The sequence below is a fragment of the Streptomyces roseolus genome (assembly GCF_014649855.1).
Taxonomy (GTDB): domain Bacteria; phylum Actinomycetota; class Actinomycetes; order Streptomycetales; family Streptomycetaceae; genus Streptomyces; species Streptomyces roseolus.
Genome location: NZ_BMTV01000016.1, coordinates 88,037 through 102,148 on the forward strand (window position 1 = coordinate 88,037; position 14,112 = coordinate 102,148).

A 14,112-nucleotide genomic window follows, 5' to 3' on the forward strand; every position below is an offset into this window, starting at 1 on the left:
CCGTCAGGCGGTGCGGCCGCGGCGGGCGAGGAGCCGTACGACTCCGTCGCCGAGGAGCTGGACGATCGTGACGATGGCGACCAGGACGACGACGGTGACGAGCATGAAGGTGGTGTCGAAGCGCTGGTAGCCGTAGGTGACGGCCTTGGAGCCGAGGCCCTCGCCACCGACCGCGCCGGCCATCGCGGAGTAGCCGATGAGCACGATGACGGTGGTGGTGACCGCGGCGACCAGCGAGGGCAGGGCCTGCGGGAGCAGCACCTTGCGGACGATGGTCGGGATGCCGCCGCCCATGGACTGGACGGCTTCGACGAGCCCGTGGTCGACCTCGCGGATCGCGGTCTCGACGAGGCGCGCGAAGAAGGGGATGGCGCCGATGGCGAGCGGCACGATCATCGCGGTGGGGCCGATGAAGGTGCCGACGACGAAGGTCGTGAAGGGGATCAGGGCGATCAGCAGGATGATGAACGGCAGCGAGCGGCCGATGTTCACGATCGCACCGACGACCTTGTTGACGGGCCGGTTCTGCAGCAGTCCGCCCTTGTCGGTGAGGACGAGGAGGATGCCGAGCGGGAGGCCGCCGACGATGGTGACGACGGTGGCCCACAGGACCATGTAGAGGGTGTCGATCGTGCCCTGTTCGAGCAGGGGGCGCATCTCTTCCCAGGTCACTTGGCACTCTCCTTCACGAGCACGTGCGGCTGCTGTACGGGGACGGCGGGGGCGGCCTCGCCGTGGGCGTCGTCGACGGGCTCGACCTGGAGGCCCTGCTCGCGCAGGAAGCCGATCGGGACGACGTTCTCCTCGTACCGTCCGGGCAGTTCGATCCGCATCCGGCCGATCTGCTTCCCGCCGACGGTGTCCATCGCGGCTCCGAGGATGGAGATGTCGATGTTGTACGTGCGGGAGAGCTGGGAGATCACCGGCTGGGTGGCGGCCTCGCCGTGGAAGGTGACGTCGACGACGGTGCGGTCGGCGCCGGTGGCCCGGCCGCTGACGGGGAAGAGCTCGGCGGCCAGCTGGGAGCCGGGGGTGGCGAGGAGTTCGGCGACCGTGCCGGACTCGACGATCCGGCCCTTCCGCATGAGGGCGGCGGAGTCGCAGACGGTCTTGACGACGTCCATCTCGTGCGTGATGAGCAGGACGGTGAGGCCGAGCTGCCGGTTGAGGTCGCGCAGGAGCTGGAGGATCGAGCGGGTGGTCTCCGGGTCGAGGGCGCTGGTGGCCTCGTCGGAGAGGAGGACCTTGGGCTCGCCGGCGAGGGCGCGGGCGATGCCGACGCGCTGCTTCTGGCCGCCGGAGAGCTGGCCCGGGTAGTTCTTCGCCTTGTCGGCGAGGCCGACGAGGTCGAGGAGTTCGAGGGCCCGGCGGGAGCGCTCCGCGCCCGGGACGCCGAGGATCTCCAGGGGGAGCTCGATGTTGTCCTTGACGGTGCGCGAGGACAGCAGGTTGAAGTGCTGGAAGACCATGCCGATGCTGCTGCGCGCCCGGCGGAGGTCCTTGCCGGCGCGGCGGCCCTTGCCGGCGAGGGCGGTGAGGTCGACGCCGTCGACGGTCACCGTGCCGGAGGTGGGGCGCTCCAGGAGGTTGACGCAGCGGATGAGGGAGGACTTGCCGGCGCCGCTCTGGCCGATCACGCCGAAGACCTCGCCCTCGCGGACGTGGAGGTCGACGCCGTCCAGGGCGGTGACCTGGCGGCCACGTGACTCGTAGACCTTGGTCAGGCCCGAAGTGGTGATCACAGGGGTTTCCGTCACTGTCGAGTGCGCGACGCGTGGGTCCGCCGTGCACGGGGCATTCGTCAATCGGACAGTCAGGCGCACGGGGGCCGTACCGGCGGGGCCGGGGCGGCGGTGTGCGCGGGGCGGGCACGTTCCGGCGCCGGTGGGGCGGTCGGAATCGGCTCGGCCGTCGGGTCTCGCTTCGGGGCGCGAGGCTCAGGCGGGGGCCCTCAGATGGCGCACATTCGACACATGCGAGGAGCACCGGGCGTCTGGATCGCCTCGGTCGCAAGGATGCGGCTGCTCGTCGTGGTCATGGCTGCAAGTAAAGCATGCGCAGGTGCGAACGAAAGTCCGGTGTCCGCATTCCGGACGTCGCTGAGACACAGGGCGGACGGCCGTACGGGGATCCCCGCCGTGCGCGGCCTGCGCGGGAGCCGGTCCGGGCGGGGCGCCCGCGGGGGCGGGGCGAGGGCGGGATGTGGCCAAGGCCACGGTCTCCGGACGGGGCTCGACGGGCTCGACGGGGCCGAGCGCATCGGGCCATTCGGCCCGTAATACCCTCGGGCGCATGCTTGACGCCCTCACGGTCGCGGTCTCGGTGGCCGCGCTCGCCCTCGCCGCCTGGTGCGGCTTCGCCGCCTACCGGGACCAGCCCACCAAGGACTGGCACTTCATCGGCATGGCCGTGGTGACCTTCCTGGTCCTGGTCCAGCTGATCGTCGGCATCGTGCAGCTGGTCCGCGGCGAGACGGCCGAGGAGGGGACGGTCATCTTCGTCTCCTACCTGCTCGGCGCGCTGTGCGCGGTGCCGATCGCCGGCTTCATGTCGCTGGCGGAGCGGAGCCGCTGGGGTTCGGCGACGGTGGCGGCGGGCGCGGTCGTGCTCGCCGTCCTGGAGGTGCGTCTCTTCGACATCTGGACGGTGGGCTGACCATGGCGGAGACGGTGGGGGCGACGGAGTCCGCGGAGCGGCGGACCCGGCTCGTCAAGGGCCCGGGCATGCTGCTGGTGTGGCTGTACGGCGTGATGTCGGTGGGCGCGGTCTCGCGCTCGATCTACCAGGTGTCGACCGAGTTCGACCGGGCCCCGCTGGCGTACGCGCTCTCGGCGGTGGCGGCGGTCGTGTACGTCTTCATCACGTACACGCTGGTCCGCGGCGGGGAGGCGGCCCGCAGGGCGGCGCTGGTGTGCTGCGCCGCCGAGCTCGCGGGCGTCCTGGTGGTGGGCACGTGGACGCTGGTCGACCCGTCCGCCTTCCCGGACGCGACGGTCTGGTCGGACTTCGGGTACGGCTACGTCTTCATCCCGGTGCTGCTGCCGCTGACGGGCATCTGGTGGCTCAGGCGGTCGCGTACCGCCTGAGCGGCGTCAGGCGGCCTTCTCCAGGGTGACGAGGGTGAGCCGGGGGCCGACCTCGCGGGTGCCGACCTGGGCGTAGCCCCGGGCGCGGTAGAGGCGGAGGTTCCCCTCGCTGCGGTGGCCGGTGAAGAGCTGGAAGCGCTTGGGGGCGGTGCCCGCCCCGGCGAAGTGGCGCTCGATGGCGTCGAGGAGCCGGCCGCCGATGCCGTGGCGGCGCAGCCGCGGGTGGACGATGAGCTTGGCGATGTGGACGGTGCCGTCCTCGTCGGTGCGGGCGCGGACGGAGGCGACGACCTCGTCGCCGAGCCGGGCGACCAGGGCGTGGCCCTCCGCGAGTTCGGCGCGGACGGCGTCGAGCGGCTGGGTGAGCGGTTCGATGGACCAGTCGCCGTACAGCTCGGCCTCGCTCTGGTAGCAGAGGTACTGGAGCTTCAGGATCTGCTCCGCGTCGTCCGCGGCCGCTGCCGAGATGGTCACACTCAGGCCCATGTGCGCATGCCTCCCGCTCATCTGATCACCGATCGGTACCCCGCACCCTTCCCCGTCGGCCGGATGCGGGAACCTCCGCCGCGAGCATTCTGCGCAGGCATCCCAGGCAACGGGAACGCATCGGCCCCAGACTGCCTTGTGAGATACCCAACGTTCCTGCGATTTCCCGGTAGGTGGGGTCGGCGGGGTCGAGCATCGCGTGCAGGAGGCGGGGGCAGCGGCCGGGCGTCCGGGTGACGGCGGCGCGCAGGGTGCGGCGGCGTTCGGCGGTGAGCGCGGAGCCCTCGGGGCCCAGGGCCTCGTGGCGCGCGTCGGGCGGCGCGTCGCCGTGGTACGGGCGCTCCCGGCCGCTGGTGCGGCGGGCCAGGCGGGCCTCGGCGCGGACGGCGCGGCGGAGCCAGGCGGCGGGGCGCTCGGGGGCGCCGTCGGCGCTGAGCCGCTCCAGGAGACGGAGCCAGACGGCCTGTTCGAGGTCGGCGGGGTCGATCCCGGCGGCCGCGGCCTCGGCGCGCGACTCGGCGGCCAGCAGCGGGGTGAGGGTGGCGAGGAGGGTTTCCGGGGAGGTCATGCCCGCCACGATGCGGCGGCGCGGGGGCGCGGTTGCGTCCCCGCGGGGGAACCACCCGGTCGGCGTACGGCGGCGCGGCGCCGGCCGACCGGGCGGCGGGCCCGGGTCAGCGGCCGGCGAAGTCCGCGGCGGCGAGCAGGGCCGTGTCCGGGTTGTCGGAGAAGACGCCGTCGATGCCGGTCTCGAAGTACCGCCGCAGGGCGCCGAAGGCGTCGCCGTAGGCGGCCGGGTCGGTGCCCCGGCGGAAGTCGGCCGGCAGGAAGGCGTTCTCGTTGCGCTGGGTGTACGGGTGGAGGATCAGGCCTTCGGCGTGGGCGTCCCGCACCAGGGTGGTGGGAGTGGTGAGGCGGCCCGCGGCGTCCTTGGGGATCACCAGGTCGAGGGTGGGGCCGATGCCCTGGGCGTACGAGGCGATCCAGCGCAGTCCGGCCGGGGTGACGAGGTCGGCGACGGTGCGCGGGTCGCCGGACTCGACGAAGTCCCAGGGGCGGGTGTTCGCGCCGGAGAGCAGCACCACCAGCGGGGAGTCGACCAGCTTCGACAGGCGCTGGACGCTGCCGGGCTCGAAGGACTGGAGGAAGACGGCGGAGTCCGCGCGGTGGCGGCCGTAGCGGCGGAGCAGCTTCGCCAGGCGCTCCTCCAGGCCGAGGCCGAGGGAGCGGAAGTAGGTGGGGTGCTTGGTCTCGACGTGGAGCCAGATCTCGCGGCCCCGGCGGCGGCCCTCCTCGTCGGCCCAGCGCAGGACCTCCTCGAAGGTGGGGACGGTCCAGCGGCCGTCGTAGAGGGTGTTCTCCTGGCGGGTGCCGGGGATGCGCTCCTTGGCGCGCAGGGTCTTCAGCTCGGCGAGGGTGAAGTCCTCGGTGAACCAGCCGGTGTAGGCGACCCCGTCGACGGTCTTGGTGGTCTTCCGGGCGGCGAACTCCGGGTGGTCGGCGACGTCCGTGGTGCCGGTGATGTCGTTCTCGTGGCGGCAGACCAGGTGACCGTCCTTGGTGGGGACGAGGTCCTGCTCGATGACGTGGGCGCCGAGGTCCAGGGCGTGCCGGTAGGAGCCCAGGGTGTGCTCGGGGCGGTAGCCGCTGGCGCCCCGGTGGGCGATGACGGTGGGGACGGGGAGCGAGCGGAAGCCGCGGCCGTGCCCGTGGCCCCGGTCGTGCGGGCGGCCGGTCTCGGCGGCCCGCGCGGCGCCCGCGCCGGCGGCGAGCCCGGCGGAGACGCCGAACGCGGCGGCGCCGGCCGCTCCGAGTACCGTGCGGCGTGCCGGGGTCCGGGGTGCGCCCTGGGTCATGGAGGTCCTCCTGTGTGATGTCCCGCACCTGTCGTCGGGTGGACCCGACGGTAGGCACGCCGCCCCTACGGGCGGCAGACCCCGGCGGAACATGGCGGAAACACGCGTCAACACCGCGTATCCGTTCGGTGAACCCGATGTGCGCGCGGCGGTGACCCGCGAGTATCGTCCGGTGCTGCACCGTCGGCTCCCCGGAGCCGCCCGCCCGACACCGGAGGAACCGTTGTCCCGTCACGCGATCGTCAAGGCCGTCCTCGGTCCGATCCTGCGTCTGATGTTCCGCCCCCGTGTCGAGGGCGCCGAGAACGTCCCCGGGACCGGTCCGGTGATCCTCGCGGGCAACCACCTCACCTTCATCGACTCGATGATCATGCCGATCTGCCTGGACCGCCAGGTCTTCTTCATCGGCAAGGACGAGTACGTGACGGGCAAGGGCGTCAAGGGCCGGCTGATGGCCTGGTTCTTCACCAGCGTCGGCATGATCCCGGTGGACCGGGACGGCGGCCGGGGCGGTGTGGCGGCGCTGATGACGGGCCGTCGGGTCATCGAGGAGGGCAAGATCTTCTCGATCTACCCGGAGGGCACCCGCTCCCCCGACGGCCGGCTGTACCGGGGCCGTACGGGCGTGGCGCGGCTGACGCTGATGACCGGCGCGCCGGTGATCCCCTTCGCGATGATCGGCACGGACCGGGCGCAGCCGGGCGGCGCGGGCTTCCCGCGGCCGGTGCGGGTGACGGTCCGCTTCGGCGAGCCGATGGAGTTCTCCCGCTACGAGGGCATGGACCGCGACCGGTACGTGCTGCGCGCGGTGACGGACTCGGTGATGGCGGAGGTCATGCGGCTGTCGGGCCAGGAGTACGTGGACATGTACGCCACGAAGGCGAAGGAGGCCGCGTAGCGGTCGGCCGTACGCGACGAGGGCGCCCCCGGAACGGTCCCGGGGGCGCCCTCGTGCGTGGGGCGGGGTGCGTCAGTGCTCGACGGCGCCGTCCGCGAGCTCCTGGTCCCTGAGGAGGAACCAGGCGGCGACGGCGGTGGCGAGGAGGACGGCCGCGCCGACGCCCGCGGCGATCCGCAGGCCGTCGACGAAGGCCTCCTGGGCGGCCGAGACGAGGGCGCCGGCCCGGTCCGGGGCGAGGGCCGAGGACGCCTCGACGGCGCCGCCGAGCGAGTCGTGGGCGGCCGCGGCGACGTCCGAGGGGATGCCGGCCGGGGTGGTGAAGCCCCGGTAGACGCCGGTCACGATGGAGCCGAGGACGGCGATGCCGAGGGCGGCGCCGAGCTCGTACGCGGTCTCGGAGACGGCGGACGCGGATCCGGCCTGCTCCTTGGGGACGCCGGAGAGGATCACGTCGGCGGTGACGGTGAAGGCGAGGCCCGCGCCGACGCCGACGACGAGGAGGCTCGCGCCGAGGACCGGGTAGCCGGTGGTCCGCCCGAGGGCGGTCAGGACCGCGAGGGCGAGACCGATGGCGGCGAGGCCGCCGGCGACGACGGAGCGGACCGAGAAGCGGCGGGCGAACCGGCCCGCGAGCAGGCCCGCGGTCACCGAGCCGATCGCGGCGGGCAGTTCGGCGAGGCCGGCCTCCAGCGGGGAGCGGCCCTGGACCAGCTGGAAGAACTGGGACAGGAAGAACACCAGGCCGGCGAGGCCGAGGATGGTCAGCAGGTCGGCGAGGACGGCGCCGGAGAAGCCGCGGTTGCGGAAGAGGCGCATGTCCAGGAGCGGGGCCGGCAGGGTGAGCTGGCGGCGGACGAACCCGGTGAGGCCGCCGGCGCCGACGAGCGCGGCGACGGCCACGTCGAGGGTGGGGCCGTGCGAGGCCAGCTCCTTGATCGCGTAGACGACGCCGATCATGCCGACGAGGGAGAGGGCGACGCTGGGGAGGTCCCACGGGCCCGGGTCCGGGTTCTTCGACTCGGGGATCAGCTTGACGCCGATGACGACCAGGACGGCCATGACGGGCAGGTTGATGAGGAAGACCGAGCCCCACCAGAAGTGCTCCAGGAGGAAGCCGCCGACGACCGGGCCGACGGCGGCGCCGGCCGAGGCCATGGCGCCCCAGATGCCGATGGCGAGGCTGCGCTCGCGCGGGTCGTGGAAGAGGTTCCGGATGAGGGCCAGGGTGGACGGCATCAGGGTCGCGCCGGCGACGCCGAGCAGGGCGCGGGCGGCGATCATCATCTCGGGGCTGGTCGCGTAGGCGTTCAGGACCGAGACGGCGCCGAACGCGGCGGCGCCGACGAGGAGGAGCCTCTTGCGGCCGATGCGGTCGCCGAGGCTGCCCATGGAGACCAGCAGGCCGGCGATGACGAAGGAGTAGACGTCGCCGATCCAGAGCAGCTGGGTGCCGGTCGGCTTCAGGTCCTCGGAGAGGAAGGGGGTCGCCAGGCCGAGCACGGTGGCGTCCACGGCCACGAGCAGCACGGCCAGGACGAGCGCGGCGAGGGCGAGCCACCGGCCGGGACGGCGCACGCCCTCGGTATGGCTCTCCTCGTTCCCCTTGTCGTGACGGACGGTTTCGGTGGTCACTTCTCCACGCTCCTGCGCGCTCCGCCGAGCAGCAGCTCGGCGATCATGTACGAAAAGTCGTTGGCGGCGACCCGGCCGTCGGCGACGGCCCAGGCGCCCGAGCTGATCAGCCCGTAGAAGGCCTCGCAGAGCCAGGCGGGGCTGAGGTCGATCCGGAAGGTTCCCTCCTCCTGGCCGCGCCGGAAGAGCGCGACGAGGCGGGCGTCGAGGCGGGCCCAGCCCTCGTTCTGCCCGTCCCCCTCGAACAGCTGGTTCTCGGTGACGAGGAAGGAGAGCAGCGGGGCGGCGGGCTGCGAGGCGGTGACGAGCCGCCGGACGGCCTCGTCGGCCGGGCCCTCCTCGATGCGGGCCGCGTCGAGCGCTGCCTCCGCCTCCTCGATGCACATCTGCTCCAGCGCCCGCACGAGCGCGTCCCGCCCGGCGAAGTGCCGGTGCAACGTGGCCCGCCCGATGCCGGCGGCCCGGGCGACCTCGTCCATGGTGGCGGTCGCCTTGCGGGAGAGCAGGGCGGCGGCGGCGCGGAGCACCTGGGTGCGGTCGACTGACATGAGACGACCATACACCAAGTGAGACATAAATGTCTCACACAAGACGTGAACGACTCCCTTCTTCGTGCGGGGAAACGCCGGAAGGCCCCACGAGGGGGCCTTCCGGTGGGGCGACGGGCTCGGCCACCCGGCTTCGCTACTTCTGCTTGGCGGTGGACCAGGCGTGCTGGATGACCAGGTCGGCCTTGACCTCGATGAGCTGGGCGGCGACGGCGGAGGGGGCGGTGCCGCCGCGGCCGTTGCGGGAGGCGAGGGCGCCGGGGACGTCGAGGACGGTGCGGACCTCGGGGGTGAGGTGCTCGGAGATCTTGGCGAACTGCTCGTCCGTGAGCTCGTCCAGCTCCTTGCCCTCGGACTCGGCGACCTTGACGCACTCGCCGGCGACCTCGTGGGCGACGCGGAACGGCACGCCCTGCTTGACCAGCCACTCGGCGATGTCGGTGGCGAGGGAGAAGCCGGCCGGGGCCAGTTCCTCCATGCGCTCGCGGTTGACGGTGAGGGTGGCCATCATGCCGGTGAAGGCGGGGAGCAGGACCTCCAGCTGGTCGCAGGAATCGAAGACGGGCTCCTTGTCCTCCTGGAGGTCGCGGTTGTAGGCCAGCGGCAGGGCCTTGAGGGTGGCCATCAGGCCGGAGAGGTTGCCGATGAGGCGGCCGGACTTGCCGCGGGCCAGCTCGGCGATGTCGGGGTTCTTCTTCTGCGGCATGATCGACGAGCCGGTGGAGAAGGCGTCGTGGAGGGTGACGAAGGAGAACTCCTTCGTGTTCCAGATGATGATCTCCTCGGCGATCCGGGAGAGGTTCACCCCGATCATCGCGGTGATGAAGGCGAACTCGGCGACGAAGTCGCGGGAGGCCGTGCCGTCGATCGAGTTGCCCGCGCTGCCCCGCTCGAAGCCGAGGTCCTTCGCGACCGCCTCCGGGTCGAGGCCGAGGGAGGAGCCGGCGAGCGCGCCGGAGCCGTACGGGGAGACCGCCGTCCGGGTGTCCCACTGGCGCAGCCGCTCGGCGTCCCGGGAGAGGGACTGGACGTGGGCGAGCACGTGGTGGGCGAAGAGCACCGGCTGGGCGTGCTGGAGGTGGGTCCGGCCGGGCATGGCGACGTCCGGGTGGGCCTCGGCGAGGCCGACCAGCGCGTCCTGGAGGTCGGCGATCAGCCCGCCGATGATCCGGGCGTGGTCGCGGAGGTACATCCGGAAGAGGGTGGCGACCTGGTCGTTCCGGGACCGGCCGGCGCGCAGCTTGCCGCCGAGCTCGGCGCCGAGGCGCTCCAGGAGGCCGCGCTCCAGGGCGGTGTGGACGTCCTCGTCGGCGATGGTGCCGACGAAGGAGCCGTCGGCGACGTCCGCCTCCAGCCGGTCGAGGCCCGCCAGCATGCGGGTCAGCTCGTCCTCGGTGAGCAGCCCGGCCGCGTGGAGCACGCGCGCGTGGGCCCGGGATCCGGCGATGTCGTACGGCGCGAGGCGCCAGTCGAAGTGGACGGAGGCGGAGAGCTTCGCGAGGGCCTCGGCCGGACCGTCGGCGAAGCGCCCGCCCCAGAGCCGGACGTCACCGTTGTTGCTGCTCACTTCTGGTTGCTCCTCGCCTCGATGATCCGAAACCCTTGATGCATGAGTATGCAGAACTCCGCATGATTCGTCAATCAAACGCCGACCGGGCCGGAGAACCCCAGGTCGGGTCGGCGGGCGCGGGAATACAGTCCGCCGCATGACGAGCGAACGGCTGCCGGGTCCCACGCACCTCCTTCGCGGGGGAGAACGGCTCCCGCACGGCGAGGACACGGCCTCGGCCGTCGGCGCCGGGCGCGCGGAGGACTGGACGCGGCTCGACTCCGACGTCTTCTCCGGGTCCCTGGGCCGCGTCGCGGGACGGCGGGCCCGGGCGCTCGGCGGGCTGCGGCTCCCGCGCGCCCTGCCGGACGACGCGCTCCCGCCGTACGCCGACGACCCCGACCCGGGTCGGAGCGGTCGTGCTGCGCGCCTGCGGGACGACCCGGAGGCCCCGCGCGGCATGCTCGGCCACCGGCACGCGCGCGTGCGGGTCCGCGCGCCGGCCCTCCTCCCGCACCGCCACGGGCTCGGCCGGGACGAGGCTCTGCCGCACCGCGCCGATCCGGCGCCGGAGGTGGCCCGGGCGGCGCGCGGGGCCCTCCGGCGGGCCGCCCGCGAGGCCTCCGCGGAGCGGCTGATCGCCTGCGCGGCGTCCGGCGGGCCGGTGGCGCCGCGGGCGCTCGCCATGGAACTCCTCGGGAACCGCTTCACCCCTGCGGACCTGCTCGACGCCCTGCGCCTGCTGGACGACCCCCAGCCGGACGTCCGCGCGTCCGCCCGTGCCCAGGCCCTGCGCGTGGTGGGGGACCGCAAGGTCGTCCAGGGCCCGCACGGGGACGCGATCCGCGCCCTCGCCCGGGCGAACGAGGAACGGATCGTCACCTGGTGGACGGCGCGCGGACAGCGCGTCAGGGACCGGAAAAACCGTGAGCGGGGGACGGCGTGCGGCGTCTAGCCTCCCCGCATGGCACACGAGACGGAATCGCGTGAGGCGGCGGTACGGCGCCTGGGGCGGGGGCTCCCCCTGCACCGGGTGCTGGACGTGACGCGGCCGAAGGCCTGGGCGGACCTTGACGAGGACGTACGGCAGGCGGTCCGGCACGGCGCCCTCGTGCCCTCCCACGGGTGGCTCACCGGGGTCCACGACCCCGGGTGGCGGGGCCTCCGGGAGCGGGCCGCCGACCTGGTGCGGGAGTCGCCGACCGAGGCGCGGCTCGCGCTCGCGCTGTGCGACCCGGACGGCCGGATCCGGGGGGCCGCGCTGTCGTACACGGCGGGGCGGCCCGAGCTGCTGCCGCTGGTCGCGGTGCGGACGGCGGACTGGGCGGCGCCGGTACGCGCGCGTGCGCTGCGCCTCCTGCGGGAGGCACTGCCCGGCGCCTCCGCCGGGACGCTCGCGGTCACCGCTCCGGTGATCCTGCGGCTCGCCCGCCGACTGCGGGGCGGCGCGGCGGCGGAACTCCTCGACGGGCTGCTGCGGGAGGGGGATCCGGCGCGAGTGAACGGCCTGCTGTTCGGCTGCCGCGACGGCCTGACCCGGCGGGCCGCGCTCTCCGTCGTCCTCGACCGCGGCCTGTTCGACGGCCTCGGGCTCGCCCTGGTGGCCGCCGGGGACCACGACCCCCTGGTGCAGGAGCGGGCCGCGTCGGCGGCGGTGGCCGCGGACGAGCCGGACACGACCGTGCCCGTCCTGCTGGGCGCCCGGTTCGGGCGGGTGCGGGCGGCCGGGGTCACCGCGCTGCGCGGGGCGGGCCGGTACGCGGAGGCGGAGCCGTACCTCTACGACCGTTCGGGTCGGACCCGGGCCTGCGCCCGGTGGGTGCTGCGGCAGGGCGGCGGCGATCCGGTGGCCGCGTACCGGACCGCCTGCGCGGGCCACGACGTACCGGACCGGGCGCCGCTCGGGCTGGGCGAGTGCGGGTCGCGGAGCGTGGACGCGCCGCTGCTGCGGAAGTTGACGGAGCACCGGGACGGCCGGGTGCGGGCCTCGGCGGTCGCCGGGCTGCGGCTGCTCGACGCGGTGGAGTCCCGGCGGATGAAGGCGCTGCTCGACGACCCCGAGCCGGCCGTCGTACGGGAGGCGCGGCGGGCACTGCGGTCCTGACGGGGTCTTTTCCGTGAGACGGCCCGTCACGGCGGGGACCGCGGCGGGAAAATGGACCCATGGGAAAAACGTATGAACGTATCGACGGGCGGCTGCGGGCCTTCATCGAGGAGCAGCCCCTCTACTTCGTCGCCACCGCCCCGCTCTCCGGGGACGGGCACGTCAACCTCTCTCCCAAGGGCCGGCGGGGCACCCTCGTCGTCCTCGACGAACTGACCCTCGCCTACGTCGACTTCGGCGGCAGCAGCGCCGAGACGGTCGCCCACCTCCGCGAGCCGGGCAACGGGCGGATCACCCTCATGTGGACGTCCTTCTCCGGCCCGCCGACCGTGGTGCGGGTGCACGGCGACGGCGAGGTCGTGCTGCGGGACGACCCGCGCTGGGCCGAGCTCTTCGCACGGTTCCCCGAGGAGGCGGTGAAGGACCAGTTCAGCGCGCGGGCGATCGTCCTCGTGCACGCGCGGCGGGTCAGCGACTCCTGCGGGTTCGCCGTGCCGGTGATGGAGTACCGGGAGGAGCGTTCGCTGCACGCCGACTTCTTCAACCGGAAGACGGAGGAGGAGTTCAACACCTACTGCGAGGGCAAGGACCACATCGCCACCAGCCTCGACGGACTGCCCGCCCTCCCGCTGCCGCTGCCGCCGCTCCCCCGGTCGGCCCAGTAGCCTGGCCGCGGCGGGAGGGGCGGCCTAGCGTCGCCGCCATGCGTACCCTCCTCGCGCTCGGCGCCGTGCTGCTCTCCCTCGCGTCCGCCCCGGCTCCGCCCCCGCCGGCACCGCTGCCCGCGCGGATGGCGGACACCGGCGGCGGCTCCCAGCTGATCACCGCCGTCGCCGCCGACGCCTCCGCCACCACCGGGACGGTCACCTGGTGGGACCGGCGGGGCGGACGGTGGGTGCGGGCGGGGTCGGCGGCGGCCCGGTTCGGCGCGAACGGGCTGGCCGAGGGGGCCACCCGGCGACAGGGGACGAACACCACGCCGACCGGCCTGTACGACCTGCCGTACGCCTTCGGGATCCGGCCCGCGCCGGCCGGGACCCGCTACCGGTACGTACGGGCCACCGAGGACTCCTGGTGGTGCCAGGACAACGGCTCGCGCGCCTACAACCGCTGGGTCGAGAAGCTCCCGGCGGACTGCCGCCCCGCGGAGGCCGAGCACATCGTCGCGTACGGGACGCAGTACGCCCACGCGCTCGTCATCGGCTTCAACTACGCCCGCCCGGTGCGGATGCGCGGCGCCGGGATCTTCCTCCACGTCGACGGGAAGGGCGCGACGGCCGGCTGCGTCTCCGTCCCGGCCGACGCGATGCGGGCGATCCTGGCCTGGGCCGATCCCGGCCGGCGGCCGCACATCGCCGTCGGCACCCGGCGGGGTCCGACGGCGATCACACGGTACTGAGCGGCGCTCAGCCGCCCTTCTGCGCCAGGCGCAGCAGGTGGTCGGCGAGGGCCTGGCCGCCGACCGGGTCGCGAGAGATGAGCAGCAGGGTGTCGTCGCCCGCGATGGTGCCGAGGATGGCGTGGAGCTCGGCCTGGTCGATGGCCGACGCGAGGAACTGGGCGGCGCCCGGCGGGGTCCGCAGCACCACGAGGTTGGCGGACGCCTCGGCGGAGATGAGGAGTTCGCCGGAGAGCCGGCGCATCCGCTCCTCCTTGGCGGACTCGCCGAGCGGGGCCTGCGGGGTGCGGAAGCCGCCCTCGCTGGGGACCGCGTAGATCAGCTCGCCGCCGGTGTTGCGGATCTTCACCGCGCCGAGCTCGTCGAGGTCGCGGGAGAGCGTCGCCTGGGTGACGCTCAGCCCGTCGTCGGCGAGGAGCTTGGCGAGCTGGCTCTGCGACCGCACCGGCTGCCGGTTGAGGATGTCGACGATCCTGCGGTGGCGTGCGGTGCGGGTCTGCGGGACCGACGGCCCTCCGGGCTCGTTCCCCTGCGCGTCGGTCATCGTCGCC

At 73.8% G+C, this 14,112-nt stretch carries 16 protein-coding genes; 7 read left to right on the forward strand and 9 right to left on the reverse strand.

What is annotated here, in order from left to right; genetic code table 11:
- Window positions 1-3: 3 nt before the first annotated feature.
- Window positions 4-672: a methionine ABC transporter permease gene (locus tag IE245_RS20105; RefSeq protein WP_189949520.1), complete on the reverse strand. Its 669-nt coding sequence runs from the start codon at window positions 670-672 to the stop codon at window positions 4-6.
- Window positions 669-1,742 (reverse strand): methionine ABC transporter ATP-binding protein, encoded by a 1,074-nt coding sequence (locus IE245_RS20110; RefSeq protein ID WP_189949522.1) that lies wholly within the window; start codon window positions 1,740-1,742, stop codon window positions 669-671. The genes IE245_RS20105 and IE245_RS20110 overlap by 4 nt, the downstream gene beginning before the upstream one ends.
- 550 nt (window positions 1,743-2,292) lie before the next feature.
- Here IE245_RS20110 and IE245_RS20115 point away from each other — a divergent pair.
- Together IE245_RS20115 and IE245_RS20120 are read left to right on the forward strand one after the other, a co-directional pair.
- The gene (locus tag IE245_RS20115; protein ID WP_169092653.1) at window positions 2,293-2,655 is read left to right on the forward strand and encodes a hypothetical protein; all 363 of its coding nucleotides are present in this window, start codon (window positions 2,293-2,295) and stop codon (window positions 2,653-2,655) included.
- 2 nt (window positions 2,656-2,657) lie between these two features.
- Window positions 2,658-3,086 (forward strand): hypothetical protein, encoded by a 429-nt coding sequence (locus IE245_RS20120; protein WP_189949524.1) that lies wholly within the window; start codon window positions 2,658-2,660, stop codon window positions 3,084-3,086.
- 6 nt (window positions 3,087-3,092) lie between these two features.
- On the opposite strand, the gene IE245_RS20125 is transcribed toward IE245_RS20120, so the two are convergent.
- From IE245_RS20125 to IE245_RS20135, 3 genes are all read right to left on the reverse strand, one after another.
- The gene (locus IE245_RS20125; RefSeq protein WP_189949526.1) at window positions 3,093-3,572 is read right to left on the reverse strand and encodes a GNAT family N-acetyltransferase; all 480 of its coding nucleotides are present in this window, start codon (window positions 3,570-3,572) and stop codon (window positions 3,093-3,095) included.
- A 25-nt stretch (window positions 3,573-3,597) separates the two neighbouring features.
- A complete protein-coding gene (locus IE245_RS20130) occupies window positions 3,598-4,140 on the reverse strand; it encodes an RNA polymerase sigma factor (RefSeq protein ID WP_189949528.1) in 543 nt (180 codons plus the stop codon).
- 106 nt (window positions 4,141-4,246) lie between these two features.
- The gene (locus IE245_RS20135) at window positions 4,247-5,428 is read right to left on the reverse strand and encodes a glycerophosphodiester phosphodiesterase (RefSeq protein WP_189949529.1); all 1,182 of its coding nucleotides are present in this window, start codon (window positions 5,426-5,428) and stop codon (window positions 4,247-4,249) included.
- 274 nt (window positions 5,429-5,702) lie between these two features.
- Here IE245_RS20135 and IE245_RS20140 point away from each other — a divergent pair, with 274 nt between their 5' ends.
- A complete protein-coding gene (locus tag IE245_RS20140; RefSeq protein WP_373305358.1) occupies window positions 5,703-6,326 on the forward strand; it encodes a lysophospholipid acyltransferase family protein in 624 nt (207 codons plus the stop codon).
- Window positions 6,327-6,398: 72 nt separating this feature from the next.
- Here IE245_RS20140 and IE245_RS20145 read toward each other — a convergent pair whose 3' ends face one another.
- The 3 genes from IE245_RS20145 to argH all read right to left on the reverse strand — a co-directional run bounded on the left by IE245_RS20145 (window position 6,399) and on the right by argH (window position 10,076).
- Window positions 6,399-7,961: an MFS transporter gene (locus IE245_RS20145; RefSeq protein WP_189949534.1), complete on the reverse strand. Its 1,563-nt coding sequence runs from the start codon at window positions 7,959-7,961 to the stop codon at window positions 6,399-6,401.
- Complete coding sequence (locus IE245_RS20150; RefSeq protein ID WP_189949536.1) at window positions 7,958-8,509, reverse strand: TetR/AcrR family transcriptional regulator; 552 nt, start codon at window positions 8,507-8,509, stop codon at window positions 7,958-7,960. The genes IE245_RS20145 and IE245_RS20150 overlap by 4 nt, the downstream gene beginning before the upstream one ends.
- 136 nt (window positions 8,510-8,645) lie before the next feature.
- Window positions 8,646-10,076, reverse strand: a complete 1,431-nt coding sequence (argH, locus tag IE245_RS20155) for an argininosuccinate lyase (protein ID WP_189949538.1) — start codon at window positions 10,074-10,076, stop codon at window positions 8,646-8,648.
- Window positions 10,077-10,215: 139 nt separating this feature from the next.
- Between argH and IE245_RS20160 the strand changes: the two genes are divergently transcribed.
- Genes IE245_RS20160 through IE245_RS20175 form a run of 4 tightly spaced genes read left to right on the forward strand, consistent with a single transcriptional unit; the run spans window position 10,216 to window position 13,561 of the window.
- Complete coding sequence (locus IE245_RS20160) at window positions 10,216-11,013, forward strand: hypothetical protein (RefSeq protein ID WP_189949541.1); 798 nt, start codon at window positions 10,216-10,218, stop codon at window positions 11,011-11,013.
- Window positions 11,014-11,022: 9 nt separating this feature from the next.
- Window positions 11,023-12,162, forward strand: a complete 1,140-nt coding sequence (locus IE245_RS37750; protein WP_189949542.1) for a hypothetical protein — start codon at window positions 11,023-11,025, stop codon at window positions 12,160-12,162.
- 59 nt (window positions 12,163-12,221) lie between these two features.
- Complete coding sequence (locus IE245_RS20170; RefSeq protein WP_189949544.1) at window positions 12,222-12,827, forward strand: pyridoxamine 5'-phosphate oxidase family protein; 606 nt, start codon at window positions 12,222-12,224, stop codon at window positions 12,825-12,827.
- A gap of 38 nt (window positions 12,828-12,865) precedes the next feature.
- Complete coding sequence (locus tag IE245_RS20175; protein WP_189949546.1) at window positions 12,866-13,561, forward strand: L,D-transpeptidase family protein; 696 nt, start codon at window positions 12,866-12,868, stop codon at window positions 13,559-13,561.
- Between the two features lie 7 nt (window positions 13,562-13,568).
- Here IE245_RS20175 and IE245_RS20180 read toward each other — a convergent pair whose 3' ends face one another.
- Window positions 13,569-14,105 carry an arginine repressor gene (locus IE245_RS20180; RefSeq protein ID WP_189949549.1) on the reverse strand — a complete coding sequence of 179 codons (537 nt, stop codon included), beginning with the start codon at window positions 14,103-14,105 and terminating at the stop codon, window positions 13,569-13,571.
- Between the last annotated feature and the right edge of the window lie 7 nt (window positions 14,106-14,112).

What these genes read in the sequence shown, in the direction of transcription:
- IE245_RS20115 (WP_169092653.1), top strand. Translation starts at nt 2,293, where the DNA reads ATGCTTGACGCCCTCACGGTCGCGGTCTCGGTGGCCGCGCTCGCCCTC.
- IE245_RS20175 (WP_189949546.1), top strand. Translation starts at nt 12,866, where the DNA reads ATGCGTACCCTCCTCGCGCTCGGCGCCGTGCTGCTCTCCCTCGCGTCC.
- IE245_RS20170 (WP_189949544.1), top strand. Translation starts at nt 12,222, where the DNA reads ATGGGAAAAACGTATGAACGTATCGACGGGCGGCTGCGGGCCTTCATC.
- IE245_RS20130 (WP_189949528.1), bottom strand. Translation starts at nt 4,140, where the DNA reads ATGACCTCCCCGGAAACCCTCCTCGCCACCCTCACCCCGCTGCTGGCC.
- IE245_RS20150 (WP_189949536.1), bottom strand. Translation starts at nt 8,509, where the DNA reads ATGTCAGTCGACCGCACCCAGGTGCTCCGCGCCGCCGCCGCCCTGCTC.
- IE245_RS20160 (WP_189949541.1), top strand. Translation starts at nt 10,216, where the DNA reads ATGACGAGCGAACGGCTGCCGGGTCCCACGCACCTCCTTCGCGGGGGA.
- IE245_RS20135 (WP_189949529.1), bottom strand. Translation starts at nt 5,428, where the DNA reads ATGACCCAGGGCGCACCCCGGACCCCGGCACGCCGCACGGTACTCGGA.
- IE245_RS20180 (WP_189949549.1), bottom strand. Translation starts at nt 14,105, where the DNA reads ATGACCGACGCGCAGGGGAACGAGCCCGGAGGGCCGTCGGTCCCGCAG.
- IE245_RS20120 (WP_189949524.1), top strand. Translation starts at nt 2,658, where the DNA reads ATGGCGGAGACGGTGGGGGCGACGGAGTCCGCGGAGCGGCGGACCCGG.
- IE245_RS37750 (WP_189949542.1), top strand. Translation starts at nt 11,023, where the DNA reads ATGGCACACGAGACGGAATCGCGTGAGGCGGCGGTACGGCGCCTGGGG.
- IE245_RS20140 (WP_373305358.1), top strand. Translation starts at nt 5,703, where the DNA reads ATGTTCCGCCCCCGTGTCGAGGGCGCCGAGAACGTCCCCGGGACCGGT.
- IE245_RS20125 (WP_189949526.1), bottom strand. Translation starts at nt 3,572, where the DNA reads ATGGGCCTGAGTGTGACCATCTCGGCAGCGGCCGCGGACGACGCGGAG.